Genomic DNA, 26408 nt, shown 5'->3' on the forward strand with positions numbered 1-26408 from the left:
TTTATGACTGTTTTGCCTTCAGACCTTCCAGTCTTTCTTTTACCTGTTCCATCATCTGCTTATAAGTCTCAAGCTTCTCACGCTCTTCACGCACCTTTGCCTCCGGAGCCTTGCTGACAAATTTTTCATTATTCAGCATTCCCGTTGCGCGGGCAATCTCCTTGTTAAGGCGTGCTTCTTCTTTACTCAGACGCTCAATCTCCTGCTCAAAGTCAATCAGCTCATTTAACGGAACATAAACCGTCGCATCCGGAACGACTACAGATACTGCGTCATCCGCAATATTGGCACGATCATGCTGCACGATGAAATCATTGGCTGCTGCCATCATCATAGCTGAATTTTTCAATTCTTCCAGACCTTTGCAGATCGCTTCGTCTTCACATACGACGTAGATCGTTGCCTTTCTTCCGTTTGGTACGTTCATCTCCGCACGAACGTTGCGGACACCGCGAACGATCTCTTTATAGTGCTCTACAATCGTTTCCTCTGCCGGGAAGTTATTTGCTTCTTCGTATACCGGCCATGTAGAAATCATCAGAGATTCTTCTTCCGGAACCAGAGTGCTGTAAATCTCTTCCGTTACAAATGGCATATATGGATGCAGAAGTTTCAAAGAATTCTTCAGCACTTCTCTTAAGGTCCAAAGAGCTTCATTCGCGCCCTTCTCATCTTCCTCAGCATGATAAATGCGGTACTTCGCAAGCTCAATATACCAGTCACAGAACTCATCCCACATAAAGTCATAGATCTTGGCAAGGGCAATTCCCAGCTCAAATTTATCCATATTATCGGTAACTTCTTTGATCAGCTGATTACACTTGGTAAGAATCCAGCAGTCTGCCGGGTTCGTAAGCTTCTCTGGCTTCGTCAGGTTCTTCTCATCTAAGTTCATCAGAATGAACCGGGATGCATTCCATACCTTATTGGCAAAGTTTCGGCTCGCCTCAACTCGCTCATTATAGAAACGCATATCATTTCCAGGTGCATTTCCGGTAATCAGCGTCATACGAAGAGCGTCCGCACCATACTGGTCGATGATCTCCAGCGGATCAATTCCGTTTCCAAGGGATTTACTCATCTTACGTCCCTGTGAATCTCTAACCAGTCCATGGATAAATACGGTATGGAACGGAGACTTTTCGGTATGTGCATATCCAGAGAATACCATACGGATTACCCAGAAGAAAATAATATCGTATCCGGTTACCAGCACGTCTGTCGGATAGAAGTAATCCAGTTCTTCTGTCTGATCCGGCCATCCCAGTGTAGAGAACGGCCACAGTGCAGAACTAAACCAGGTATCCAGCGTATCCTCATCCTGTGTGAAATGTGTACCTCCACATTTCGGACACTTGCCTGGCATCTCTCTTGCCACTACAATCTCGCCGCACTCATCACAGTAGTACGCCGGAATCCGGTGTCCCCACCAGATCTGTCTGGAAATACACCAGTCGCGGATATTCTCCAGCCAGTGCAGATAAATCTTATCAAAACGCTCCGGAACAAATTTCAATTCGCCCGTCTTAATCGCATTGATTGCCGGTTTTGCCAACTCCTCCATCTTCACAAACCACTGCTGTTTTACCATTGGCTCTACCGTGGTATGGCACCTGTCATGGGTTCCTACATTATGAGAGTGTGGCTCGATCTTTACCAGGTATCCCTGTTCTTCCAGATCTTTCACCATTGCCTTTCTTGCTTCGTAGCGATCCATACCTGCATATTTGCCGCCCCACTGCTCATTGATGGTGGCGTCGTCGTTCATCACATTAATTTCCGGAAGGTTGTGACGCTTTCCAACCTCAAAGTCGTTCGGGTCGTGAGCCGGAGTAATCTTTACAGCTCCGGTTCCAAACTCTTTATCTACATAGTAATCTGCCACAATCGGAATCTCTCTGTCCGTCAATGGCAGGAGACACTTCTTTCCTACAATGTCTTTGTATCTCTCATCATCCGGATGCACTGCAATCGCTGTATCTCCTAACATAGTCTCCGGACGTGTAGTTGCAATCTCAAGGAATTCATCCGTTCCGACGATTGGGTACTTGATATGCCAGAAACTTCCTTCCTGCTCTTCATGCTCTACCTCAGCATCTGAAAGAGATGTCTTACATACCGGACACCAGTTAATGATTCTGGATCCTCTGTAAATATATCCTTCTTCATATAATTTAATAAATACTTCCTCTACGGCTTTGGAACATCCTTCATCCATGGTAAAACGCTCTCTGTCCCAATCACAGGAAGTTCCCAGTTTTTTCAGCTGGGAAGTAATGGTTCCGCCGTACTCTTCCTTCCACTCCCAGGTTCTCTCTAAGAATTTCTCACGTCCCAGTTCTTTCTTGTCAATTCCTTCTTCTTTTAACTGGTTCGTTACCTTCACCTCTGTAGAGATGGCTGCATGGTCTGTTCCCGGAACCCACAGCGCATTGTACCCTTGCATTCTCTTGTAACGGATCAGAATATCCTGCAGAGTATTGTCAAGTGCATGTCCCATATGCAGCTTACCGGTAATATTCGGCGGTGGCATTACGATGGTAAATGGTTTTCTGTCTCGGTCTACTTCTGCATGGAAGTAACGGTTCTCACACCATTTGTCATATAATTTTGATTCAATCGCTTTTGGATTGTATGTTGTCTCAAGATTTTTACTCATAGTTTCTCCCTTTTCCCTTTCCTTCACACATTTTTCACATTTTCTGGTATAAAAAAGCCCTTTACATAATGTATGTAAAGGGCGATTGTCGTCGCGGTACCACCTTCATTGATATGATCACAGATCATATATCTCATCTTATTCTTTAACGGGAACGACTCCGGGACTGCCTAGCCTTTTCATCGATGTCCTAACTCATCTCGCTGCAATTCTTCTTACCGTACAGGTTCAGCAATCCGGCTCGGAAGCTACCTTCTGCATCTTCATCGCTAAGCGCCTCTCAGCCTACGGGCCGCTCTCTCTGACAGGTGAACCAATGCATACTCCTCTTCTTCAACGCCTTTACTTTTTAAAACTAATGACTATGATATCTATCAGTCCAGCGTTTGTCAAGGAGTTTAGGGAATTTTCAGAAACTCTTAAGGAGTTGTCCCCTTCTCTACTTTTCCCCTCACAAAGATTGTTTCCCCTACTATTTTATGGTATCCTAAACCATAACTTCTATTGGCTTTCTTAGGAAATGCCGATCAAACCATCAGAAAGGCAGATGACTTCTATGAAATCGGAATATGTAACGCATAACTTTGCCCCCATCTTCGATCAAAACTCGCAGATTTTGATGCTTGGAACCATGCCTTCCCCAAAATCCAGGGAAACCGGCTTCTACTATGGACATCCTCGAAATCGTTTTTGGAAAGTGGTATCGGATGTATGCGGCGAACCGCTTCCGGAAAGCAAAGAGGACAAAATTCAGTTCGCATTAAGAAATCGAATCGCCATTTGGGATGTGCTGGCTGGATGCGAAATTGCCGGAGCCGATGACAGCAGTATCAGAAATCCGATTCCCAATGACATGAACGTGATTTTAGAAAGAGCGAATATCAAGGCCATCTTCGCAACCGGCACAAAGGCTTCCCAGCTATACCGCCGCCACTGCCAGCCCAAGACCGGCATCGAGGTGATCTGCCTTCCTTCCACCAGCCCCGCCAACTGCCGCATCAGTTACGAGCAGTTATATGAAGCCTATTCCCAAATCTGTAAATATTTATAAATTCTTTCAAATGATTCACAAAAAGAATTCACAAGGAGCACGATTATGAATCCCTATCTTACCAATTTAAGCAAAGAAGAAAAAATAGAACGTCTGATTACACTTTTAAAAGAAGAAAATCCCGGATATGCCTCCCTTGCCGAACCCGCGGATGCCGCTGGAAAGCGAAGGCTTCTTCGCACCCTGATGAACGTACGCTGGCCGGGTGAGATTTCCGCGGAATACCAAACACTTCAAGATTCCCTTTTGCAGGAAGAGAGTAAGGAGCGCGGAATCGTCTCTATTAAGGAGCTTCCTACCGCAGCCTCTTTATACCCTTGTACAAAGATCAAAAACGCGGACCGAATCACCCTCTGGCAGGGCGATATCACACGCCTGTCTGCCGACGCCATTGTAAACGCTGCAAACAGTCAGCTTCTTGGATGCTTCGTTCCCTGTCACGGCTGCATCGATAATGTGATTCATTCTGCAGCAGGCGTACAGCTTCGTAATGAATGCGCCCGTCTAATGGAAGCCCAGGGGCATGACGAACCCGTCGGCAAGGCCAAAATCACCTCCGGTTATAATCTGCCTGCCAAGCATGTTATCCACACCGTCGGTCCCATCGTCGGTCAGGAGGTAACTGATCGCCAAAGGGAAGAGCTTCGCTCCTGCTATTTAAGCTGCCTGAAGCTTGCAGCGAAACAGGGTTTAAAAACCATCGCTTTCTGCTGCATTTCTACCGGGGAATTTCATTTTCCCAACAAAGAAGCGGCTCAGATCGCGCTTCAGACCATTGACACCTGCCTGTCTGTCCTGGATCTTTCTCGGGTGGTAATCAACGTATTTAAAGAGGAAGACTTTCACATTTACAAAAATCTATTTGAGGAGCAAATCGTATCATGGAAAATCTGATCTTTAGTTTAAATGCAACTGTCCCTATCTTCCTGCTGATGATTCTGGGAATCTTCCTTCGGAAAATCGGCTGGGTAGATCATGCATTTGCATCCAAAATGAACACCTTCGTCTTTCGGCTTCCGCTGCCCGTTCTGGTGTTCAGCGACTTGGCAACGGTAGATTTCTCCCAAGTTTGGGATGTCCGCTTCGTGCTCTTTTGTTTTTTTGCAACACTTTTTAGCATCGCTCTTGCAGCGCTTCTTTCCCGAATCTGGAAAGCTACGCCTATACAGGGTGAGTTTATTCAGGCTTCCTATCGAAGCAGCGCCGCCCTTCTTGGCATTGCATTTATCCAGAATATTTATGGAACCGCCGGCATGGCGCCTCTTATGATCGTTGGAAGCGTGCCCCTTTATAACATCATGGCAGTGCTGGTACTCTCCCTGTGCAAATCCAATCAACAGGGACTTTCAGGCGACGTTCTTAAGAACACCCTCAAAGGGATTGTAACCAATCCAATCCTGATCGGAATCGCAGCCGGACTTCTCTGGTCTGCCATCGGCATTCCCATGCCTTCCATCGCCGCGAAAACGATTTCCAATATTGGCAGCATCGCCACTCCAATGGGGCTGATTGCTATGGGCGCTTCCTTTGATTTTCAAAAAGCGCGTGCCAAACTTGCCCCGGCTGTCACCGCTTCCTTTCTGAAGCTCATAGGATTTGCAGCACTGTTTCTCCCTCTGGCTGTTTCCTTTGGATTCCGCGAGGAAAAGCTGGTTGCCATCCTGGTTATGCTAGGCTCTGCCACAACCGTCAGCAGCTTCGTAATGGCCAAAAATATGGAACACGAAGGGGTTCTGTCTTCCAGCGTCGTCATGCTGACCACTATGTTCAGTGCATTTACGCTGACCGGATGGCTTTATCTCTTAAAATGTATGGGCGTGATCTAGTCTTCTTGTTGTGAAGACTCTTCGCTCGTGGTATAATATACTTCATAACGTACTACTCACAAAGGGTAATTCCTGCGTGAAAAGGCGGAGCAATGAAATGAACACGAAAAAGGGTAGGGAGAAGTCTACTCTTTTTGTGGAACCCGGCCCGCTGTGCCGGGCTTTTTGTTTTTAAGGAGAATCTCTATGGAAAATATGCAGACACTTCGAAATCTGCTTCAAAAACTAAAGATCAGCCATTCTCTCTCTTTCGATGAATGGATAACTCTGATTAATGGGCGTACTCCCAAACTTTCAGAAGAATTATTTGCCATGGCCAGAGATCAGCGTCACCGCTATTATGGGCATGACGTCTATGTTCGGGGACTAATTGAATTTACCAATTACTGCAAAAACGACTGCCTCTACTGCGGCATCCGCAAAAGCAACAGAAATGCCCACCGCTATCGTTTGACCAAGGATCAGATTCTTGACTGCTGCAAAACAGGATATCAGCTTGGCTTTCGGACCTTCGTTCTGCAGGGAGGAGAAGATGGTTACTTTACCGACGAACGGATCATCGATCTTATCCATGCCATCAAAAAGGATTATCCTGACTGCGCCGTCACTTTATCTATCGGTGAAAAATCCCGCGCCAGCTACCAGGCCTTTTTGGATGCCGGAGCCGACCGATACCTTCTTCGCCACGAGACCTTTGACCACGCACATTATGAAAGCCTTCACCCGCCAGGCCTGACTGCCGCCAGCCGCCAGAAGTGTCTGTGGGATCTAAAATCCATCGGGTACCAGGTGGGCACCGGCTTCATGGTCGGCTCTCCCGGTCAGGTAGCAGAACATCTCGCAGAAGATATGCAGTTTATCCAGCAACTTAATCCACAGATGATTGGAATCGGGCCTTTCATCCCGCACCATGACACCCCGTTTGCCGACCAGGCTGCCGGAACACTGGAGCTTACTTTATTTCTTTTGGGACTGCTTCGGCTGATGCTTCCAAAGGTTCTGCTTCCTGCAACCACCGCTCTTGGCACCATTCATCCAAAGGGACGGGAACTGGGTATCCTCGCCGGGGCAAATGTTGTAATGCCCAACCTCTCTCCAACCGATGTGCGCAAGGATTATCTGCTCTACGATAACAAAATCTGTACCGGAGAGGAAGCCGCCGAATGCCGCCACGATCTGGAGGAACGCATGCAGTCCATCGGCTATCAGGTCGTTACTGCGAGGGGCGATTCTCTCAATATCTAGAAACGCTTGCCGCCGGCACACTATAAATATGTCATTTGGGATACCGTCTGGAAACACACAGCGATATCCCTGTTATAAAAGGAGGACTTAAAAATGTATGATGTAAATTCCAAACATGCAGAAGACTTTATTAACCACGAGGAAATTCTTTCAACACTGGCTTATGCCGATGAAAACAAGAACAACCTCCCTCTCATTGAATCTCTGATCGAAAAAGCCGCTAAGCGCAAAGGGCTCTCTCACCGGGAGGCTTCTGTTCTTTTGGCCTGTGAAGATCCCGATTTAAACGAGAAGATCTTCCGCCTCGCGGAGCAAATCAAAAAAGATTTCTATGGTAATCGAATTGTATTGTTTGCACCGCTCTATCTGTCAAACTACTGTATCAATGGCTGTACTTATTGTCCATATCATTTGAAAAACAAACATATCCCACGCAAGAAATTATCCCAGGAAGATATCAAACGGGAAGTCATTGCACTGCAGGATATGGGACACAAGCGTCTGGCGCTGGAAGCCGGTGAAGATCCGGTTCACAACACCATGGATTACTATTTGGATTCCATCAACACCATTTACAATATCAAGCATAAAAACGGAGCAATCCGCCGGGTAAATATCAATATTGCTGCCACGACAGTGGATAACTACCGCCTGTTGAAGGAAGCCGGAATCGGAACCTACATCCTGTTCCAGGAAACCTATCATAAAGAAAGCTATCTGGAGCTGCATCCGACAGGTCCAAAACACGACTATGATTATCACACCGAAGCCATGGACCGTGCTATGGAAGGCGGCGTAGACGATGTAGGAATCGGCGTTTTATTCGGACTAGATAAATTCCGCTATGAATTTGCCGGACTTCTGATGCATGCAGAACATCTGGAAGCAGCATTTGGCGTTGGCCCTCACACCATCAGCGTTCCAAGACTTCGCAATGCCGATGATATTGATGCAGATGCATTTACAAATGGAATCGATGACGACACCTTTGCCAAGATCGTAGCCTGCATCCGAATCGCGGTTCCTTACACCGGCATGATCATTTCCACAAGAGAAAGCCAGCAAGTGCGCGAGCGTGTACTGCATCTTGGCGTCTCTCAGATCAGCGGCGGCTCCCGCACCAGCGTAGGCGGTTACTGCGAACCAGAACCGGAAGATGAAAAATCCGAACAGTTCGATGTCATCGACAACCGCACCCTGGATGAAGTCGTACAGTGGCTGATGAAAATGGACTATCTGCCAAGCTTCTGCACCGCCTGCTACCGAGAAGGTCGTACCGGGGACCGCTTCATGTCCCTATGTAAGAGCGGACAGATTCAGAACTGCTGCCATCCTAACGCATTGATGACGCTGGAAGAATATCTGATGGACTACGCTTCTCCGGAAACCAAACGTATCGGCGATATGCTGATCGATCGGGAAGTTTTAAACGTCCCAAATGAAAAAGCACGCGCCGTCGTGCTGGAGAACCTGAAGCTGATCCGGGAAAACAACCGCAGAGACTTCCGCTTCTAACTCTCAAATAAGAACACGAAAGAAGGGAACGTCTGGAGGACACTATTATGAGCTTAAATAACACTCCGTCTGCCGAAAGGATCCACATTGGGATCTTCGGCAGGCGCAATGCCGGAAAATCCAGCCTGATCAATGCTCTGACTGGGCAGAATCTTGCCATCGTATCCGACGTAAAGGGCACCACTACAGATCCGGTCTTAAAAGCAATGGAACTTCTCCCCCTCGGTCCGGTCGTTATGATTGATACTCCCGGTCTCGATGACACGGGAGAACTCGGCGCTCTGCGCATACAAAAAACCTATCAAATCTTGAATAAAACGGACATTGCTCTTGTGGTCATCGATACCACTGTCGGAATGACGGATGCCGATGCTGCTATTTTAACGCGGATTCAAGAAAAAGAGATTCCTTATCTTCTCGTTTGGAACAAGGCAGACCAGCTGGGAACAGACGCAGAATTAAAAGGGGATTTTGCTGGTTCCATTCCCAAGGAGCATTCTATTCTAATCAGTGCAAGCACGGGCAGCCATATTCACGAACTCAAAGAAAAACTGGCCTCTCTGGTACCAACGCAAGGAAATGACCGTCGAATTGTCAGTGACCTAATCCGCCCCGGTGATTTTGTGGTACTGGTGGTTCCCATTGATAAAGCTGCGCCAAAAGGGCGTCTCATTCTTCCTCAGCAGCAAACGATCCGAGATATTCTCGATACCGGAGCCACTGCCATCGTCACCAGAGACACCGAGCTTTCCGATACCTTGAATCGGCTGGGCGAACCGCCTTCCCTTGTGATTACTGACAGCCAGGCATTTGAAAAAGTGGCAAGGCTGACGCCGCCAGAGGTACCGCTAACTTCCTTTTCCATTCTATTTGCAAGATATAAGGGAAATCTTAACACCGTCGTAAACGGTGCCCGCGCCCTTGATATGCTAAAGGATCAGGACACCGTTTTAATCTGCGAAGGCTGCACCCATCACCGCCAATGCGAAGATATCGGAACAGTCAAGCTACCTCGGTGGATCCGGGAACACACCGGAAAATCCCTAAATTTTGTATTCACCAGCGGTACCGAATTCCCGACAGATCTTCGCCCTTACCGAATGATTATTCACTGCGGAGGATGCACGCTGAATGAACGGGAAATGCAGTTCCGACTGAAATGTGCCGAAGATGCAGGCATTCCCATCACCAACTATGGAACTGCAATTGCATATATGAAGGGAATCCTTGAGCGAAGTATTCAGGTGTTTGAAAACAATCTATAGATTCAAAAAAAGCTGTAAAGTTTTCATATCAAACTTTACAGCTTTCTTATCTTTATCATAGAAAATGAGAAATAATCTGATGTCAGCAACGCATAGGCATTCGTTGCCAGAATCGAAGCTCGTCTCTGTCTGTAAATTCATTTTGCACAAATATTTGTCAAAAACAAATATTCTTTCTTTCCATCATGCAACCACTGGATGAATTCCGGAACACCTGGCAATACCTGATTGCCATGATAGATCACACCATCCATATCACAGATGAATCCTTTTTTTCATTAAAATCGATTATGGATTTTATCATGTTCATATGCGCCCTTCCTTTCTTGTTTCTTTAGAATACACCTTACTCTTTTCATAATAGAATAAAACTCTTTTTTCTACAAATATTTTCATATTATATCATCCACACATAAAATCAAATACAAAGTACTGTGAAATCAAAGTAAATATTTCTATCAACAGCACCTTTTATGACAACATCTCTTTCACACAAGTACTCCGATAATCACTCGGTGATATTTTATATCTTTCTTTAAATACTCGGTTAAACGTTCTCTGACTTTCAAATCCACTATCCAGACAAATGTTTGTAATAGAATCACTCGTATTTTCCAAACGATGGCATGCATAGTTCAGCCTTGCATCGTTAAGATATTGATTAAAGTTTCTATGGAATGTCTTGGAAAAGAGTCTGGATAAAACATATTTGCTCACCCCCAGATCTTTTGCCATCTCTTCCAACGAAAACTTCTTCTTGAAATTTGCTGATATATAGGAAACTGTCTGGTAAATAAGATCATTGCTCCCCACACTACTCTTTTCTACCAAATTTAATTTTCCTATGCAGCGTACCAACACAATTTGAAGATATGCCTGTGCAACAGTAATATCCGACTGTTCTGTCTCTAAAATTGCATTTATAACCCTATATACCTCCGGTTCAACCTTTTCCGCTTTGATGATTGGGTATTCAGGAGCCATGGATTGCATGATATCTGCAAATTTGGCTATCGTAAATGGCGATGCAATCAGATGAGTCGCTTTATTTACACCGGGTGTCAGTACCTGATAGTGATGAATAACATCTGGAAATACAAAGCCTATATCTCCTTTTTCCATATGGTATAGTTCCTGTCCGACACCAAGTTCTAATGATCCACTTGTTACACAAACGATCTCCAGTGCATCATGAAGATGTGGTTCAATATGTTTTGACTTCCTATTTATTGCTATAATCTCCTCTTTTGTGTCAACATATTTTAACTGCATGAAATACTCCCCTTTGCAATATTTGTCTATATCTTCTTTCGATTTGGCAAGCAATCCTTTTACACCTATCTTATAATCAACTTGTAAATAAGGAAAGGAGGAATTGCAAATGAGCAACCTAAAAAAATATCTGAATGACCTTTTAGTATTCTACACTGAATATTTTGAGCATCCTTACCATGTATAAATACTAAAAGGACTATTTTGTGAAAACTGAATATTTTCTTAAGGCCATTTCACAAAAATGAAGTGGTCCTTTTTTATTTTCAAAATACAGTTCTATCACCTTATATATAGAAAAAGCACTGTCTCATCGAGCAACGACCAGGCAACGCTTTCTCCTGTCAATTCTAATTTATGTCTGATGCATCTGTTACTTCATCTGCAGCAATTCCTTTTTCTGCTTTCAGTTTTTTATTTGCATCTTCTACATTCATTCTTGAAAGTACAAACATAATCAATACATCAAAGATTAACGGAAGCCAAAGATACATAAACTGCATCATATCAAGTGCAGACTGCGGCTGAGTTGCATTTGTTCCGATATATCCACTGAACTCAAGCAGCCATCCAACAACAGCGGTTCCAATACCTCCACCGATTTTTACGCCAAGAGAAGTACAAGAGTACATCGTTCCGTCAATTCTCTTTCCCTGTGTAAGATAAGTGTATTCAGAGCAGGATGCGATAACTGCATTCATATCTCCCTGCCATGGTCCCTGACCTAAGGCTGCAAGAGCTGTAAATGCTATCATCAGCGGAACACTGCCCATATATCCTGCAACAACAACAAGCGCTCTACCGATGACTGCTAAGACATAACCTCTTAAGTTCAGTTTATACATACCTTTCCACTTACCAACTAATGTCGGTGTGAAAATCAGGGCAATGATCAGTGGAATATTTACTGCCCATGCAAATTGTCCAAACAAATTCTTATTTTTCAGTACCCATGTCATGTAATAAATGCCAGCTCCAATCATGGCACCATATAACTGCTGTAAAATATATGTTCCACAAATCATCATGTAATATTTGTTTTTAACAAGAAGCTTGAATGCCTGTACCATTCCGTACTTTTCATTATCATCCTTTACTGCTCCTTCGTTAAGTTCTTCCTCAGGAAGTTCCTTAACAGAAAGTGCTGAAATCGTATTTACGACAAGACCAATGATTGCATAGATAATAGCAACCGTTCTCCATGCTGCAGCATCTCCACCACATTTATCTACAAATCCAACTGTAATTGCCTGAATCAGAAGACTTGTTGAAAACGCAAAAATAAAACGGTAAGATCCCATCTGCACACGCTCTTTGCTGTTCTTTGTAATCAGTGACGTAAGTGCTGAATAAGCAATATTGTTTGCTGTATAAAACACACCATTTAACAATGTGTAAGAGATAAAGAACCATGCATATTTAGCCGTTGTTCCCAAGCTGACTGGTACTGCAAAACAGCAGACCAGCGTAATGGCACAACCAATATATCCATATAGCATCCAGGGTTTCGCTTTTCCCATTTTACTGTGTGTTTTGTCAATCATTGATCCAAAAAATATATCCGTAAAACCATCAAATAGTTTTGATACGGCAATCAGGGTACCTACGACACCTGCAGCAAGTCCTACTGAGTCCGTCAAATAGACCATCATAAAAGATGTCAGGAACGCATAGACTACATTACCTGCAATATCGCCTGATCCATATCCAATTTTGTTATACCATTTCAAATACTTTTTTTCTTCCATCGAATTTCTTTGCTCCTCATCTTCATCGCACTTAGAATTTCAAAATGTCTAACAGAGTATGATGTCTAATTCTAGTTTTTTCTCTGTTTTTGTCTGATTGCTCTGTATATCCGGACTTTACATAACAATCAGACTCTCTTTCCTTGTTTACGGGTTACATGAAACTTTATTATCCCTTTATATACGGTATCAGTGTAAACTGGAACCGGAATAATACATCATCAAATCGGTACTGCTCCAATACAACTGGACCACAACTATTAGAACCAATGCCATTTAGTGCATAGTCAACACAAAATACTACACTATCTGATTCTGTCAGTTCATAATTATGCGTTTTCTCCTCAAGTTCTTCCTGCGTATAATAAGAAGCATTGAATGAGAAGGCATTTTCCGCAGAGACCACAATTCCATATCGACTGTTGTTAAGCTCTATATATTCACAATCATAATGGCTTCCATTTTCCTGTGGGCGAATATAATCCTCATGCAAATCATCTACATTTGCCTGATACAAACCGTGGCTCGCAGCCTGATGTTTGTCACAATAGCTTTCCTGTGGTCCCATTCCAAAGTATCGTACAGCTGAAAGTTTTTTATCCAGGAACATCCTCACACCAAATCTTGGCAGGTCTGGGAATTCATCATCTTTTGTTACTTCAATATCTGCATCAATCTTTCCAGCAGCTTCTATTTTCCATGTGATCGTCACATCAAGAATCTTCTGTACTGTCTCTGCCACAACGGATGCATGGCTTGTAATTTTCACACCATGCTTTCCCTGCACGACCTCTGTCGTGTAAGCTCTTGTATAAGCTTTATCATAATGGGCTTTCTTCCATTCAGACTTAATGTACATATCGTTATCTGTTGGAGCTCTCCAAATATTTAATTCCATCGGATGGTTCAAGTATTCCCGCCCTGCGAATTTCATCTCTGTAAAGAGTGCAGTACGTTTGTCTATGGTATAAGCAAATTCACGCCCCTTGATATGGATCTGTGTATCATTTTCATTTACCTGTAACTCAGAGTCCACTGCTGTTTTTTGTAGCCATTTCTCAGCAAGTTTACATTTTGCACCGTCTTTGCTCACCTCAATTTCATCGAATCCAAGAATATGGTCTTCATCCAACAGTGGCAATTCCTTTTTCAGATGGTAAATAAATTTTAAATAACATTTTCCACTCTCTGGCACATTGATTTTAAGGTTTATTTTTCCTTCACTGTGTGGTGCTGCTGAAACTTCTGGAAGTTTACCTTTGCTGATTACAAGCCCGTCCTGCGTCAGTTCATAACTGATCTTCACATAATCTTTCAAGTCATCAAAATCCATGTAGTTATGAAGCACCAGTTCTCCGCTTTCTTTGTCATAGGAAATAACCCTTGCCGGGCGATAAACATTCTTGTATTCCAAAAGTCCTGTATGTACCGTTCTGTCCGGATATACTAATCCATCCATACAGAAGTTGCCATCATGAATTTCTTCGCCATGGTCGCCCCCATAAGCATATATAGTCTTTCCATTCTCAGCAGTTCCATGAGCAATCGCATGGTCACACCATTCCCAGACAAAGCCGCCGCACATTTTATCATTATCCTGAATCATCTGGAAGTAATCTTCAAAATCTCCAGGTCCGTTTCCCATACTGTGACAGTACTCTACCAAAAGGAAGGGTTTGCTTCCATCTTTATCCAGATATTCCTGAATTTCGGAAAGCGCCGGATACATCCGGCTGTACACATCCAGATTGCTGTAATCATATGTTTCATCATAATTACGGTATCTTGCACTCTCATATTGTGTGATGCGGTCTGGATCAAAATTCTTTGTCCATTCCAGTGCTTTTTCAAAGTTGCAGCCATAAGCACTCTCATTTCCCATTGACCACATAACAATACAGAAACGGTTTTTGTCACGTTCCACCATGAGTTTTACGCGATCAACGATTGCCTCTTCCCATGCCGGATCATCTGCAATCATCTCATTCCATCGTTTGAACCGATTGTAATCGGTGTCTTCTTTTCTGTAGATCATAAATGGACCATGAGCTTCAATATCTGCTTCATCTATCACCATGAATCCATACTTGTCACACATTTCATAGAAAAATGGTGCGTTCGGATAGTGGCTGGAACGGATCGCATTAAAATTATGCTGCTTCATTAACGTAAGATCGGTTGTGAGCTGTTCCAGACTGATTGTAAATCCAGTAACCGGATCGGAATCATGTCGATTGACACCACGGAATTTAATCTTCTGTCCATTTAGGTAAATGACCTGGTCTTTAATCTCTATCTTTCTTAATGCAATGTGATCTACAATTACTTCATTCTCTGTTTCAAGAATCAATTTATATAGATATGGATTTTCTGTATTCCAAAGTTCCGGACTTGCAATTTCTAATACAGCTGTTCCTTCTTCAGCAATACTTCCTAGTGCTACAACTGCTCCGTTTCTATCTTCAATCGAAATTTTTACATTTAAGGGAAAGTAGAATTTCATTTCAATTTCTACTTTCGCAAGCATATCCTCAATTCTTGTTTTAATATGATAATCACTGATTGCCTGTTTTGGGCGTTTCAAAATATACACATCCCGAAAAATACCACTCATACGGAATTTGTCCTGATCTTCCAAATAGGAACCATCACACCACTTCATGACCAGAACCGCTATGCTGTTCTCTCCGTCCCGAAGGAGGTCGGTGATATCAAACTCACTGGTCATATGAGAAACCTGGCTATACCCTACATAAGAGCCATTGATCCATACATAAAAGCAACTGTCTACTCCTTCAAAGTTCAAAAAAGCTTTTGATGCTTTCTCATCTCTGCTGTACTCAAAATTATGTACATAAGCTCCACACGGAATATCCTGTGGCACATATGGTGGATCAAACGGAAACGGATACCGGATGTTTGTATACTGGTGTATATCATATCCTGCCATCTGCCATACACTTGGAACCTGAATCTCATCAAAATTTTCTGTATCATAATTCTTCTCAAAGAAAGAATCCTGAATGTCATAGATGCTGTTAAAATACTGGAACTTCCAAGTTCCGTTCAATAACTGCATTCGGTCTGACTCTTCCCTGTGCTCCACCAGGTTATCCATTCTTTTGGATGCCGGAATAAAATAGGCTCTAGCTGGCATTGTGTTTTCGTGCAGTACGCTTAGATTTTCATAATAACGTGGTACGATCATAAATAACTCTCCTCCAATACATATACTTTTTTGTTCTTTGTTTTCCTAAAGCAAACCTTATACTTTACTTTTTTGTTTACGTTCCTTAGTTATGCTATATATAACTTATCCTAATCCGCAAAATATGTCTATGAATTGGATTAGACAAAATATGCACTAAATGATACAATGATAAAAAGTACGAAAAGAGGTGCTGTCCTATGTATTTGAACACCGGTTATTTAAACCACTCCCATATGGATTTCAAAGACAAAAGTCGCCCACTGGTTGTAGGAAGCTGTGGTACTTACCGTCTTTCCAGACATCCCAAACTTCCGACCTACCGTCCAAGGGGTCGTCTGGATTATCAGATTATATATATCACTGCTGGTTGTGGGCATTTTCATTTTGACAATGTGGATAACGAAACGATTGTCCCCGCCGGCAACATTGTACTGTACAGACCGAAGGAACTTCAGAAATATGAATATTACGGAGAAGATAAGACAGAAGTATACTGGATTCACTTCACAGGAAGCAATGTGAAAAATATCTTACGTCAATATGGGTTTCCGGATAAAGAACGTGTCTTTCAAGTGGGTACATCTAATGAATATGAACAAATTTTCAAACGTATCATTATCGAGCTCCAACGCTGTCAAGACAATTATGAGGAAATGCTTGTCCTTTTGCTACGTCATCTTCTGATCAGTTTCCACCGGGAACTGACAAGAGAGCACATATTAAAAAATGAATATCTTGATCATGAGATGGATAATGCTGTTACCTTTTTCAGTGAAAACTACAATCAAAATATCAATATTGATGATTATGCTGCCTCACGAGGCATGAGTGTCAGCTGGTTTATCCGAAATTTCAAAAAATATACCGGTTCTACACCAATGCAATTCATTGTGGGAATCCGCATCAACAATGCTCAGATGTTACTTGAAACAACAACTTATTCCATCAATGAGATTTCTAAGATTGTCGGATATGATAACCAGCTTTATTTCAGTCGGCTTTTTCACAAGCTGAAAGGATATTCGCCAAGAGAATACCGAAAAATAAGAAATAAGTTATGAAATCTATAATGTCATAAAAACTAAATGTCAAAAAAGGATGCCACCGAATCAAAACAGATTACGTGACATCCTCTTCTTTTTATTAGTGCTATTTTATAAATTCAACCGAATAGTAATACATGTACTCATTATCTGTATTTATATGCTCCCCTGCAATATCCTGTATTGGCAACGAACTCTCTCCTTGTTCGCCATAGATCAGTGTTGCCAATCCTTGCTCTGTTCCGTACTCTATCGTGCTTTTGTTCTCTATAGAGGTCGCAGATCTTCCATAATATTCTCTGTTTGCAACACCTTCCAAGATTGGCGTTTCTGTCATATATTTTGAATATTCATCTGCTGCAATAAGCTTTGCAGTAAAATTATCAAAATCCGGAGTGATGACAATCAATCCATTTTTTGCAGATTTCACGTCCTCATAGGAAAGTTCCAAAACTCGTTTATGAGAAACTCGTTTTCCAGGATGATATTCTGACAAGTAAACGTATAATGCTTGAAATGTATCTTTTGAATTGTATTGAAACATCATGGTTCCATCAATTCCGGACAACAATTCAGCCGTTTTCATTTCTACACTATCCGGATCTACTGCTTCTATATAATTTTGTGGTTGCCGCAATTTATTACATACCATGATTCCAAGAGTAATAGCAAATACTCCCACAGCAATAAGAAGTACAGCAATATTCTATTTCAGATCATAAGCAATTTTGCTTAAAAAATCAATCCCTATTCAAATTCATACCATTCCTTAAATCTCAGTCTTTGAGCAAAATACGATTTTTTTTGTATTCAATCATGCTATCTTTCTGCATTTTAGAAAGCTCGTTGCACATAGTACTGCGGTCAACATTCAAGTAATCTGCTAATTGCTGGCGGTTATATGGAATCAGAAAAGAATTGCTTCCGGCATGTTTTGCGCATTCTGAAAAATAAGACATCAATCGGCCTCGTATGGATTTGGAACTGGTGTGCAAAATCCTTTGTGAAAGTTGCAGACTTTTATGAGCACAGACAGTCAGTAGATTTCGTGCAAGGTTTGTATGAAAAGGGCAGGCGTTTGTGCAGGTAGTCAGAACACGTCCCACATTCATAAACAACACAGAGGTATCTTCCACGGCAGACACTGTAACCAGCATCGGCTGTCCCGGAATACAGGCATATACCTCAGCAAATACAGAACCAGGTGCAACACTTCCTAAAATGCTGGTATTCCCCCAAATATCGTTACAAGATATCATTGCCATGCCTGACAGTACAATGCCGATATTCTCTATAATACTCCCTTCTGAAAGAATTACTTCTCCTTTTTTATAATTGCGTTTTACACTATTCAAACAGCTTAAAAGCGAGGAGATGTCATCTTCTTCTAACCCACGGAATAGCTGCATATCGGATAATTTCATATTTTTTACACTTTCGTTGTTATAACAACAGATTTTTATTTTTAATTATAATATACTATGCCCAGAAAGACAAGAGAAAGGATGGTATAAAATGATTCGAAGAATTATCCAAATAGATGAAGAAAAATGTAACGGATGTGGTGCGTGTGCCGAAGCTTGTCACGAGGGTGCAATCGGCATGGTAAACGGCAAAGCAACACTTCTGCGAGATGATTATTGTGATGGTTTGGGAGATTGTCTGCCAACCTGCCCGACAGGTGCAATTTCCTTTGTGGAGAGAGAAGCTGCCGCCTATGATGAAAAAGCTGTGCAGGAAAATATGAGGAAAAAAGCGAAAAGCAATCATGCCGCTGTTCCCCATGCAGGCTGCCCCGGCAGTCGAATGCAGCGTATTCAACATTCACAAGAAACAACTCCTTCTGCCCAGGTACAGACAGAATCACAGTTGGGACAATGGCCATGCCAAATCAAACTGGTACCGACTAATGCACCATATTTTGACGGCGCAAACTTGTTAATTACAGCGGATTGCAGTGCATACGCCTATGCCAGAATGCACGAGGATTTCATGCGTGGGAAAATTACGATTATCGGCTGTCCAAAGCTTGACAGCATAGACTACAGCGAAAAGCTGACGCAGATCATTCAAAACAACAACATTCAAAGTGTAACGGTTGTACGCATGGAAGTTCCCTGCTGCGGCGGACTGGAATTAGCTGCCAAAAAAGCGTTGCAGGCAAGCGGAAAATTCATTCCTTGGCAGATTGTTACGATTTCGTTGGGTGGTAAAATTTTGGAATAACAGGAGAGATACTATGAGTAAAAAAATGAAAAACATTGCTCAATCAGAAGTACTGACGCTGAGAGAACAAATTTCTTATCAGGAGGGGCAGGTTGTCAGCAAAACTTTGACACAAAACCAGGCAGTAAGTATTACCCTGTTCTCATTCGCAAAGGGCGAAGAGATCAGTACCCATGAATCGGGTGGGGACGCCTTCGTCACCTGCTTGGATGGTATCGGAAAAATCACGATTGATGGCGTTGAATATCTGCTGCACGAAGGAGAATCTATTGTCATGCCAGCAGGCCATCCCCATGCGGTATATGGGCAGGAAGCGTTCAAGATGCTTTTAGTAGTTGTATTTTAATCAAAGCTACATATGTCCACGCTACGTAAAGTTGATGTCTTTTCAATCCTCAACAGAGCAATTAACAACACACTGAAAGTTAATTCAAAATGGACAGAAATATATGGAATATCCATTCAAGGAATCCTAAATTATTGTAAAGAGACATGGTGGATCCAAATCCTTTGGACACTTATTTCTATGGTTATTGGTGCTGTAATTGGAGAATTTATTGGAAAAATTATCTAACCATTACTTATTCTACCTAATTCAACACAAATAACGACAAAAAGCCCTTAGCCATGAGTTTTATACCCACAGCTAAGGGCTTAGTTTATAATATGGATTTATTTGTTGCACAACCGCCTGTCAATCATTCTCTAACCCTAAAACCACTGGATTACAAGAATAATGGCTCTCATGCAACCGTTATCAATTTGTTATCAAAAGACTTTTAAAAATGCTGCAAACCCGCATAAACGCTAGGTTCACTAAGCATTTTTGTTTATTCGAATTCGCAAATAAAATCTCGTCACTATACTTTTTAGTATTGGTATTATGGTTCTATTTGGTTTTATATGTGTTCTACTATCCTACATCCATAGACCGCACTGAACGGTGTTATCAATTTGTTATCACATCTCTGTTATCAATCAAAGATTCTCGTGATATCCTGATATCGGTTAACTACACGATAAATCTCTACATATTCGTTACCGACCTTATAGATAATCACATACTCTTCCCATATCGCATATTTATAATCTGTCCGAAAGCTGACCCGTTTGGAGAGATCCGCCTCCATTCCAGGAAACATCTGAAGATTTTCAAATTAATCATAAATCTCTTTTATCGTCTTCGTAGCATATTCCTCGTTGTCTTCGGCAATGTAATCCCGAATATTCTTCAGATTCCACCTCACGATGAACAACACCCTACTATTCAGCTATATACTTCCTTGTTACCTGGGCGTATTCGGGACTTTCACCCGTTAGAGCGCGCCCATGGGCGCGCAAACCACAAAAAGCTGTAAAATTCAACGTGAACTTTTACAGCTTTATTCAAACTATGCTTTTTTTACCTAAAAGAAGCTACCCACTACGTAAAAGAAACGCAAGACCCGTATCCGTTATGGATATGAGCCTTGAAGAATTGGAGAATTGTAATCCTTAGATTTTACAAGTAAAATCTTTCCAGTTTTGTTTTAAAAAATTGAATTAATGGACCGTTGAAGCAGGCATTTATAATTGTACCAATCCCTACTACCGACCAGATACCAGCCCCAGATGCAATGGCAAATATGATTCCGATAATCACGACAACAACATCCGAAAGAATCCTTGCTTTATGGAATGGAATTTTCTGATGTGTCAGTTTCTCGATTATAATTGCGACACTGTCATATGGAGCGATTCCCATATCTGCGACCATATATAATGCCACTCCCATAGATGCCATCAGCTGAGCAAGCAGCAGTGCAATGATACGCAGTGGCAGATTCATCTGAATCTGCACTACATCATTCGCTACATAACAAATAAAATCTGCAATATATCCGACAAATACCATATTGATAATGGTCCCCGTACCAATGCAGGATCTTGCCTGAAAGAATACAACTACAAGAATGATCGCATTGACAAGTAGTTGCCACGTTCCAAAACTCCATCCGATAAACCCACTGATTCCAAGATTCATTGCACTGAATGGATCCACGCCAAATTGTGAAAGTCGTAAGAAAGATACACATAATCCTATGAAAAATATTCCCAGTACCATTCCGCTGATTCTTTTTGTCTTCGTCATGCTCTATCTTACCTCCTGAACTTTTTTGCCTTTCAGCATATATATTCTAGATTCAAAATCGGTACAAGGAGTCACATTCCCAGGTACTTCACCAGCTGTCACATCGGATGTGATCAATCCATAATTCATCAATTCATCTCCGTAATTTTCTGTATGGTTCCATACATTTTCATAAATCATATCCGGGTTCAATCCCTGTAATCTGACACGGCTATACGGCTGATTCACTCCATTTAAAACACGATAGTAGCCTACGATCGCAAGCGTGCGGTCTTCATTTGTCACCATCCATACCGTCTCATTTCCTTCGAATGGACTTTTCAGACGATAAAATGTTCCAAACTGTAACACTTCTCGATATTCTTTCATAAATGTGATCTGTTCTTTTACTTCTTTGATCTCTTCTTCTGTTAATTTGTTGAGATCCAGTTCGTATCCAAAAGTTCCAAAGTATGCTACATTCGCTCTTGTATGTAATGGGGTATTGCGAAATACCTGGTGATTCGGGACAACAGACACATGGCTTCCCATACTGCTGAGCGGATAACACATGGAAGTTCCATACTGAATCTTCAGACGCTCGATCGCATCTGAATCATCGCTTGTCCATCCCTGCGGTGCATAATACAGCATTCCTGGGTCAAATCTTCCGCCACCACTGGAGCAGGATTCGAATAATACTTCCGGAAACTCATTTGTCAAACGCTCATACAGATCATATACGCCTAAAATATAACGGTGGAACACTTCTCCTTGTCTGTCTGAAGGCAGTTTGCTGCTGTAGCATTCGGTAATGCTACGGTTCATATCCCATTTGATATATGAGATTTTTGACTCCGATAATAACTTTGCCATCATTCCATAAATATGATCCACTACTTCTTTTCTTGAGAAATCAAGTACATACTGATATCTGCCGTGTGACGTATTTCTTCCCGGTGTCTGTAAGATCCAGTCTGGATGTGCGCGATAAAGATCAGAGTCTTTATTTACCATCTCCGTTTCAAACCAAAGACCGAATTTTAATCCAAGTGCTTCGATTCTTTCTGACAGACCTTTGATTCCATTTGGCAGGAGTTCTTCATTTGCCACCCAGTCGCCAAGACCGGCTCTGTCATTTCTTCTTGCTCCAAACCATCCGTCATCTAAAACAAACAGCTCTACTCCACATTCTTTTGCTTTCCCGGCAATCGCTACAAGACGATCTTCCGTAAAGTCAAAATAAGTTGCTTCCCAGTTGTTATTTAAGATTGGTCTTGCTTTATCGCGCCAGTACCCTCTTGCGAGTCTCTTTGCGTACAGCTTCTGGAATGTCTGGCTCATGCCATTTAATCCATTTTCACTGTAAACTAGAATGGCTTCCGGTGTCTGGAAGCTTTCTCCCGGTTCTAATTTCCAATCGAATCCTTCCGGATTGATCCCGGCTGTAATTCGTGTCACATCGTGTGTATCTACTTCTGCCTGCATACGGAAATTACCACTGTATACAAGACTTACTCCGATTGCTTCTCCTGCATTTTCATCTGTGTTGTGACGTTTTAATGCAAGGAACGGATTGTGCTCGTGTGAAGAATTTCCACGCATGCTGTCAATAGCTGTTATACCCTGCTCTAATGTTCGATTTTTAATATAGCGCTCTCTGGACCATGCACCGGACAACTGCATCCATTCATAATCCTTATCCGGAAGATCCAGGCTTAAGCTCATCATATTTAATACATGCAGATTTTTCTCACCTGCATTTTCAATGTACGCACTTCTTGCAATTGCACTGTATTCATCAAAAATGGTATATAAAAGCGCCAGTTTCGCACCGGTCAGAGCGTCTTTCAGGAAGATGCGCAATGTCTGCGCTTCTCCTTTAGACTCTGTATAAGTTGCCGGCAATCCGGAGAGCTTTGGTTTTCCGTCAATAATCTCATAACTGTCATATTGGAACTCACTGATCCTGCTGCCGTTTTCCTGCAGCAATTCAATTGCCGGATGTCTATAATCTGTCGTACCATAAACCGGATATTCCTGTCGGATATGTTCCAATGAAAAGGTACGATCCCACTCATATATGTACGATGTCATTGGGCGTTCACATTTCTCAACCAGATAAGAAAAATCTGCTTTATCATGAAGTCGTTTTCCAAAATATAATTGTCCCAGATGCCCATTTTCTAATACACATAAGATATAACTGATTTTTCCATTGTATAAATGAAAAGTTTTCGTTTCTTCGTGAAAAATAATCTGTCTCATATACTACCCCTTTTACAATTGAATTATTGTCTCTTAAGCTGTCTGTTTTTTCTCATGCATTTCATTTACTTTTCTTGTGATCTCTTCCATCTTTTCACCTTTTAAAGTGTAGTATTTTTTGTAAATACCAAAGCTTGCAAATGCAAGAATGATTGGAATTACAAGCATTAACATGCGAATACCCATAACGGTCGCTGCGCTCTGCGTTGCTGCTTTTGCATTGTATCCTACAATCTGAAGACCAATTCCTGTTAATCCACCTGCTGCTGCCATAGCTGCCTTCATAAGGAATGTCTGTGCGGAGCATGTTACGCTTTCATTTCGTACACCAAATTTCACTTCTCCATAGTCGATAACATCTGCCATACAGCATGTTGTTACTCCAAGCGAAAGACCTGAACCGAAGAAAAGCAGTGCACAGCATACAACAACTAACACTTTACTCTGTGGTGCTACATATCCTGCAACACCGAGCAGTACAAATCCAGCAATCGGAAGTCCGCATGCAAATGCGTATACTTTTTCACGGCTGATTTTTGCTGCGATTTTCGGGAAACATAAAAGTCCTACCATCTCGGCAATGATCGCAAATCCAAAGATAGAATACAGATATTCATCGTGGCATACACATTTAAAATAATATACAGCAAAGCTTTTTGCGATCTGTGTACAGAGGTTAAATGTCAAAAGTAATCCGATGAATGCAAGCAGCTGATCATTTTTTACAATTACATGAAATGCCTGTTTCAGGCTTGTCTTTTCTGCTGATACACCTACTGTTGATTCCTCTTTTACATTGAATACAGTAATACCGATTGTAACGATGAAAATAACTGCGATAATAATTGCGAAAAGTGTGTATCCTTTTTCTGCATAAAGATTACTCTCGCCTGCAGCTTTGTTCAGGTAATTGATAATGTAAAGTCCAAATGTTGATACTGAAAATCCTGCAAGACTTGCGAAAAATCTTGGAATTACGGATACTTTCTCACGTTCGTGTGGGTCATTTGTCAGGTTCGGAAGCCATGACCAGTAAGGAACATCCATGACCGTATAAGTCATTCCATATAAAATGTACATAACAGATACATATACGTACAATGCTGTTCCTGACAGGTTAAAGCTATGGAATAACAATACAAATACAACTGAGTTTACTAATGTTCCGATTACAAGCCAGATTCTGAATTTACCAAAACGTGTATGTGTATTGTCAACGATCATTCCCATCATCGGGTCATTGATTGCATCCCATATTCTTGCCACAAAAAACAGTACGCCGACAAATGCCGGTGCCAGATACAAAGTATCTGTAAAATAAAGCATTAAAAATGCTCCTACTAAATTGCAAATTGCATCTTTACCGATTGCCCCAATTCCAAAACATAATTTTTCTCTTGTAGACGCATATTTATATTGCGGATTTTTCTGAGTTTCTTTTTGGTTTCCCATGATTCTCCTCCTCTAATACTCCTTTGATTACTTGTTATCTGAGTGAAGAAACTTGTGCACTTGTTTCTTATGTTCGTTGATACAAGTATAGCTTACAAAAAAAGGCATCCGTTATACCTTTTTGTTAAGAGTTATATCCTAAATGTTAGGTATCGGATGCCTTTTTCAACATTTTATCTATTCTTTTTCGACGTCTCCTACATAAATTGTTTTATGTTTCTTATATTCTTTCAGTTCGTTTTGTGCACTGATCAATCGTTCTCGGACAACCTTTCTGTTATCATTGCGATATTGGGTCGGCGTCATTCCCATTTTCTGCTTGAATACTTTACCGAAAGCAAGGGAATTGCGATAGCCACAGGAAACTGCAATCTCCTCCACAGTCAGATCTGTAAGTGTGAGTTGCTCCTTTCCTCTGGAAATTCGAAATTCCGTCAAAAAATCTTTTGGCGAGATTCCAAGACTGTTCATAAATATTGTATATAAATAACTTCGGTTAAGTGCCAGATAATCAGCTATATCTTCCACTGTGATTTTCTGTGAATAGTAATTCTTTATATAAGCAATTGCTTCCTGCACATGTATGCTTTCTTTTGTATCATCCGCATATTGCTGAATTTCAATACCACGAGCCAGGACGGAGAAAAACTGATAAAGTTTTCCCTGGAGATAGTATAGATTTTCCGCAGTTGAATGCGTATGCTGAAGCATTTCAAATACAATTTCTTTCAGCTCTTTTCCATATTCGCATTCACATATAAGCTGACGACTGTTCAGTCCAAGATCTCTGACAAATCTCTGCGCTTCTGTGCCCCCAAATCCTACCCAAAGGTAAGACCATGGATCCTTTTTATCTGCCTGATAAAAGGTCAGACTCTCCGGCTCGATCAAAAAAGCCTGCCCTTCTTTCAAATGATATTTCGTTTCTCCGACTTGATAAATCCCTTTGCCTTTCATCACATAATGCAAAATATAATTCGGTCTTGTAGCCGGTCCATAGCTATGTAATGGTTCGCATTCTGCAAATCCGCAGAAACATAAATGAAAATCTTTAAACTTTGGTTTTAACAGTTGTAATACGTAAGAATCTTCCATAATATGCATCCTCCTGTTCTCACTATAATTATAGCGTTACTGGTTCATGTTTACAATTGAGCCCTTGTTTAATTATCAACTTCCCTTCTGCATTTGTTCCATCCGTCTCTTTTCTTCCAGAGCTTTCTCGTTTTGAATATTTATCTCTTCATATACTCTGTACTGGCAAATGCAAAATCGAACATCCTTTTCCGAAATTTATCAAATTTTCTTGTTTTTTAATTCTCCATCAGTGTGGTTACTGTGTCATGGAGTTTAACTCATCGAAAATAAAGAACCTTTCTTTGATATCTTTTTTCTAAATGCAGGCAACAAAAAAACAGTCTGCCTTGACGAAAATCACTTCAATCAAAACAAACTGTTCTTCATATTTACTCTAATTTTATTTTATGAGAATAACTGATTTCACGAAATTTGCAGGT

Annotated in this window: 19 protein-coding genes, 2 pseudogenes and 1 other annotated feature; of the genes and pseudogenes, 9 read left to right on the forward strand and 12 right to left on the reverse strand. The window is 41.6% G+C overall.

The annotated features are described in order from the left end of the window. Position 1 precedes the first annotated feature (1 nt). The gene (locus C0979_RS05235) at positions 2–2659 is read right to left on the reverse strand and encodes a valine--tRNA ligase (RefSeq protein WP_101695016.1); all 2658 of its coding nucleotides are present in this window, start codon (positions 2657–2659) and stop codon (positions 2–4) included. Between the two features lie 74 nt (positions 2660–2733). Continuing rightward, positions 2734–3005 (reverse strand) — a binding site (T-box leader). A gap of 210 nt (positions 3006–3215) precedes the next feature. On the opposite strand from C0979_RS05235, the gene C0979_RS05240 reads away from it, so the two are divergent. The 6 genes from C0979_RS05240 to hydF all read left to right on the forward strand — a co-directional run bounded on the left by C0979_RS05240 (position 3216) and on the right by hydF (position 9561). Then, on the forward strand, positions 3216–3710 hold the full coding sequence (locus tag C0979_RS05240; protein WP_101695017.1) for a DNA-deoxyinosine glycosylase: 495 nt from the start codon (positions 3216–3218) through the stop codon (positions 3708–3710). A 45-nt stretch (positions 3711–3755) separates the two neighbouring features. Beyond that, positions 3756–4604 (forward strand): protein-ADP-ribose hydrolase, encoded by an 849-nt coding sequence (locus C0979_RS05245; protein WP_101695018.1) that lies wholly within the window; start codon positions 3756–3758, stop codon positions 4602–4604. Beyond that, complete coding sequence (locus C0979_RS05250) at positions 4592–5536, forward strand: AEC family transporter (RefSeq protein ID WP_101695019.1); 945 nt, start codon at positions 4592–4594, stop codon at positions 5534–5536. Before C0979_RS05245 ends, C0979_RS05250 begins: the two co-directional genes overlap by 13 nt. 195 nt (positions 5537–5731) lie before the next feature. Beyond that, positions 5732–6781 (forward strand): [FeFe] hydrogenase H-cluster radical SAM maturase HydE, encoded by a 1050-nt coding sequence (gene hydE, locus C0979_RS05255; protein ID WP_101695321.1) that lies wholly within the window; start codon positions 5732–5734, stop codon positions 6779–6781. Positions 6782–6874: 93 nt separating this feature from the next. After that, positions 6875–8296 (forward strand): [FeFe] hydrogenase H-cluster radical SAM maturase HydG, encoded by a 1422-nt coding sequence (gene hydG / locus C0979_RS05260; RefSeq protein WP_101695020.1) that lies wholly within the window; start codon positions 6875–6877, stop codon positions 8294–8296. A gap of 47 nt (positions 8297–8343) precedes the next feature. Continuing rightward, the gene (hydF, locus tag C0979_RS05265) at positions 8344–9561 is read left to right on the forward strand and encodes a [FeFe] hydrogenase H-cluster maturation GTPase HydF (protein WP_101695021.1); all 1218 of its coding nucleotides are present in this window, start codon (positions 8344–8346) and stop codon (positions 9559–9561) included. A 152-nt stretch (positions 9562–9713) separates the two neighbouring features. Here hydF and C0979_RS12370 read toward each other — a convergent pair. The 4 genes and pseudogenes from C0979_RS12370 to C0979_RS05285 all read right to left on the reverse strand — a co-directional run. Further along, positions 9714–9871: pseudogene (locus C0979_RS12370) on the reverse strand (TIGR01457 family HAD-type hydrolase); the annotation flags it as partial. A gap of 161 nt (positions 9872–10032) precedes the next feature. Then, positions 10033–10833 carry a helix-turn-helix transcriptional regulator gene (locus tag C0979_RS05275; RefSeq protein WP_101695022.1) on the reverse strand — a complete coding sequence of 267 codons (801 nt, stop codon included), beginning with the start codon at positions 10831–10833 and terminating at the stop codon, positions 10033–10035. 350 nt (positions 10834–11183) lie between these two features. Beyond that, the gene (locus tag C0979_RS05280) at positions 11184–12581 is read right to left on the reverse strand and encodes an MFS transporter (protein ID WP_101695023.1); all 1398 of its coding nucleotides are present in this window, start codon (positions 12579–12581) and stop codon (positions 11184–11186) included. Between the two features lie 169 nt (positions 12582–12750). Next, positions 12751–15789, reverse strand: a complete 3039-nt coding sequence (locus C0979_RS05285) for a glycoside hydrolase family 2 TIM barrel-domain containing protein (protein ID WP_101695024.1) — start codon at positions 15787–15789, stop codon at positions 12751–12753. A gap of 200 nt (positions 15790–15989) precedes the next feature. On the opposite strand from C0979_RS05285, the gene C0979_RS05290 reads away from it, so the two are divergent. Then, complete coding sequence (locus tag C0979_RS05290; protein WP_101695025.1) at positions 15990–16853, forward strand: AraC family transcriptional regulator; 864 nt, start codon at positions 15990–15992, stop codon at positions 16851–16853. Positions 16854–16941: 88 nt separating this feature from the next. Here the strand turns inward: C0979_RS05290 and C0979_RS05295 are convergent, their stop codons facing one another. Together C0979_RS05295 and C0979_RS05300 are read right to left on the reverse strand one after the other, a co-directional pair. Next, entirely contained in the window at positions 16942–17421 is a 480-nt protein-coding gene (locus C0979_RS05295) for a hypothetical protein (protein WP_242962651.1), read from the reverse strand. A 190-nt stretch (positions 17422–17611) separates the two neighbouring features. Continuing rightward, positions 17612–18259: a Crp/Fnr family transcriptional regulator gene (locus tag C0979_RS05300; protein WP_101695026.1), complete on the reverse strand. Its 648-nt coding sequence runs from the start codon at positions 18257–18259 to the stop codon at positions 17612–17614. Positions 18260–18350: 91 nt separating this feature from the next. Between C0979_RS05300 and C0979_RS05305 the strand changes: the two genes are divergently transcribed. Together C0979_RS05305 and C0979_RS05310 are read left to right on the forward strand one after the other, a co-directional pair. Then, positions 18351–19061, forward strand: a complete 711-nt coding sequence (locus tag C0979_RS05305) for an ATP-binding protein (protein ID WP_101695027.1) — start codon at positions 18351–18353, stop codon at positions 19059–19061. 13 nt (positions 19062–19074) lie between these two features. Further along, entirely contained in the window at positions 19075–19407 is a 333-nt protein-coding gene (locus tag C0979_RS05310; protein ID WP_009242442.1) for a cupin domain-containing protein, read from the forward strand. A 628-nt stretch (positions 19408–20035) separates the two neighbouring features. Here the strand turns inward: C0979_RS05310 and C0979_RS12375 are convergent. The 5 genes and pseudogenes from C0979_RS12375 to C0979_RS05335 all read right to left on the reverse strand — a co-directional run bounded on the left by C0979_RS12375 (position 20036) and on the right by C0979_RS05335 (position 25986). Continuing rightward, a pseudogene (locus C0979_RS12375) lies at positions 20036–20332 on the reverse strand (type II toxin-antitoxin system RelE/ParE family toxin). A 230-nt stretch (positions 20333–20562) separates the two neighbouring features. Beyond that, positions 20563–21192, reverse strand: coding sequence for a YczE/YyaS/YitT family protein (locus C0979_RS05320; RefSeq protein WP_101695028.1), 630 nt, complete (start codon positions 21190–21192; stop codon positions 20563–20565). A gap of 3 nt (positions 21193–21195) precedes the next feature. Next, positions 21196–23439, reverse strand: a complete 2244-nt coding sequence (locus C0979_RS05325) for an alpha-galactosidase (protein ID WP_101695029.1) — start codon at positions 23437–23439, stop codon at positions 21196–21198. A gap of 33 nt (positions 23440–23472) precedes the next feature. After that, positions 23473–24891 carry a melibiose:sodium transporter MelB gene (melB, locus tag C0979_RS05330; protein ID WP_101695030.1) on the reverse strand — a complete coding sequence of 473 codons (1419 nt, stop codon included), beginning with the start codon at positions 24889–24891 and terminating at the stop codon, positions 23473–23475. 177 nt (positions 24892–25068) lie between these two features. Beyond that, positions 25069–25986 carry an AraC family transcriptional regulator gene (locus C0979_RS05335; RefSeq protein WP_101695031.1) on the reverse strand — a complete coding sequence of 306 codons (918 nt, stop codon included), beginning with the start codon at positions 25984–25986 and terminating at the stop codon, positions 25069–25071. Positions 25987–26408: the final 422 nt, after the last annotated feature.

It is taken from the genome of Dorea phocaeensis (assembly GCF_900240315.1).
GTDB lineage: Bacteria > Bacillota > Clostridia > Lachnospirales > Lachnospiraceae > Dorea_B > Dorea_B phocaeensis.

What these genes read in the sequence shown, in the direction of transcription:
- C0979_RS05235 (WP_101695016.1), bottom strand. Translation starts at nt 2,659, where the DNA reads ATGAGTAAAAATCTTGAGACAACATACAATCCAAAAGCGATTGAATCA.
- C0979_RS05240 (WP_101695017.1), top strand. Translation starts at nt 3,216, where the DNA reads ATGAAATCGGAATATGTAACGCATAACTTTGCCCCCATCTTCGATCAA.
- C0979_RS05245 (WP_101695018.1), top strand. Translation starts at nt 3,756, where the DNA reads ATGAATCCCTATCTTACCAATTTAAGCAAAGAAGAAAAAATAGAACGT.
- C0979_RS05250 (WP_101695019.1), top strand. Translation starts at nt 4,592, where the DNA reads ATGGAAAATCTGATCTTTAGTTTAAATGCAACTGTCCCTATCTTCCTG.
- hydE (WP_101695321.1), top strand. Translation starts at nt 5,732, where the DNA reads ATGCAGACACTTCGAAATCTGCTTCAAAAACTAAAGATCAGCCATTCT.
- hydG (WP_101695020.1), top strand. Translation starts at nt 6,875, where the DNA reads ATGTATGATGTAAATTCCAAACATGCAGAAGACTTTATTAACCACGAG.
- hydF (WP_101695021.1), top strand. Translation starts at nt 8,344, where the DNA reads ATGAGCTTAAATAACACTCCGTCTGCCGAAAGGATCCACATTGGGATC.
- C0979_RS05275 (WP_101695022.1), bottom strand. Translation starts at nt 10,833, where the DNA reads ATGCAGTTAAAATATGTTGACACAAAAGAGGAGATTATAGCAATAAAT.
- C0979_RS05280 (WP_101695023.1), bottom strand. Translation starts at nt 12,581, where the DNA reads ATGGAAGAAAAAAAGTATTTGAAATGGTATAACAAAATTGGATATGGA.
- C0979_RS05285 (WP_101695024.1), bottom strand. Translation starts at nt 15,789, where the DNA reads ATGATCGTACCACGTTATTATGAAAATCTAAGCGTACTGCACGAAAAC.
- C0979_RS05290 (WP_101695025.1), top strand. Translation starts at nt 15,990, where the DNA reads ATGTATTTGAACACCGGTTATTTAAACCACTCCCATATGGATTTCAAA.
- C0979_RS05295 (WP_242962651.1), bottom strand. Translation starts at nt 17,421, where the DNA reads ATGAAAACGGCTGAATTGTTGTCCGGAATTGATGGAACCATGATGTTT.
- C0979_RS05300 (WP_101695026.1), bottom strand. Translation starts at nt 18,259, where the DNA reads ATGAAATTATCCGATATGCAGCTATTCCGTGGGTTAGAAGAAGATGAC.
- C0979_RS05305 (WP_101695027.1), top strand. Translation starts at nt 18,351, where the DNA reads ATGATTCGAAGAATTATCCAAATAGATGAAGAAAAATGTAACGGATGT.
- C0979_RS05310 (WP_009242442.1), top strand. Translation starts at nt 19,075, where the DNA reads ATGAGTAAAAAAATGAAAAACATTGCTCAATCAGAAGTACTGACGCTG.
- C0979_RS05320 (WP_101695028.1), bottom strand. Translation starts at nt 21,192, where the DNA reads ATGACGAAGACAAAAAGAATCAGCGGAATGGTACTGGGAATATTTTTC.
- C0979_RS05325 (WP_101695029.1), bottom strand. Translation starts at nt 23,439, where the DNA reads ATGAGACAGATTATTTTTCACGAAGAAACGAAAACTTTTCATTTATAC.
- melB (WP_101695030.1), bottom strand. Translation starts at nt 24,891, where the DNA reads ATGGGAAACCAAAAAGAAACTCAGAAAAATCCGCAATATAAATATGCG.
- C0979_RS05335 (WP_101695031.1), bottom strand. Translation starts at nt 25,986, where the DNA reads ATGGAAGATTCTTACGTATTACAACTGTTAAAACCAAAGTTTAAAGAT.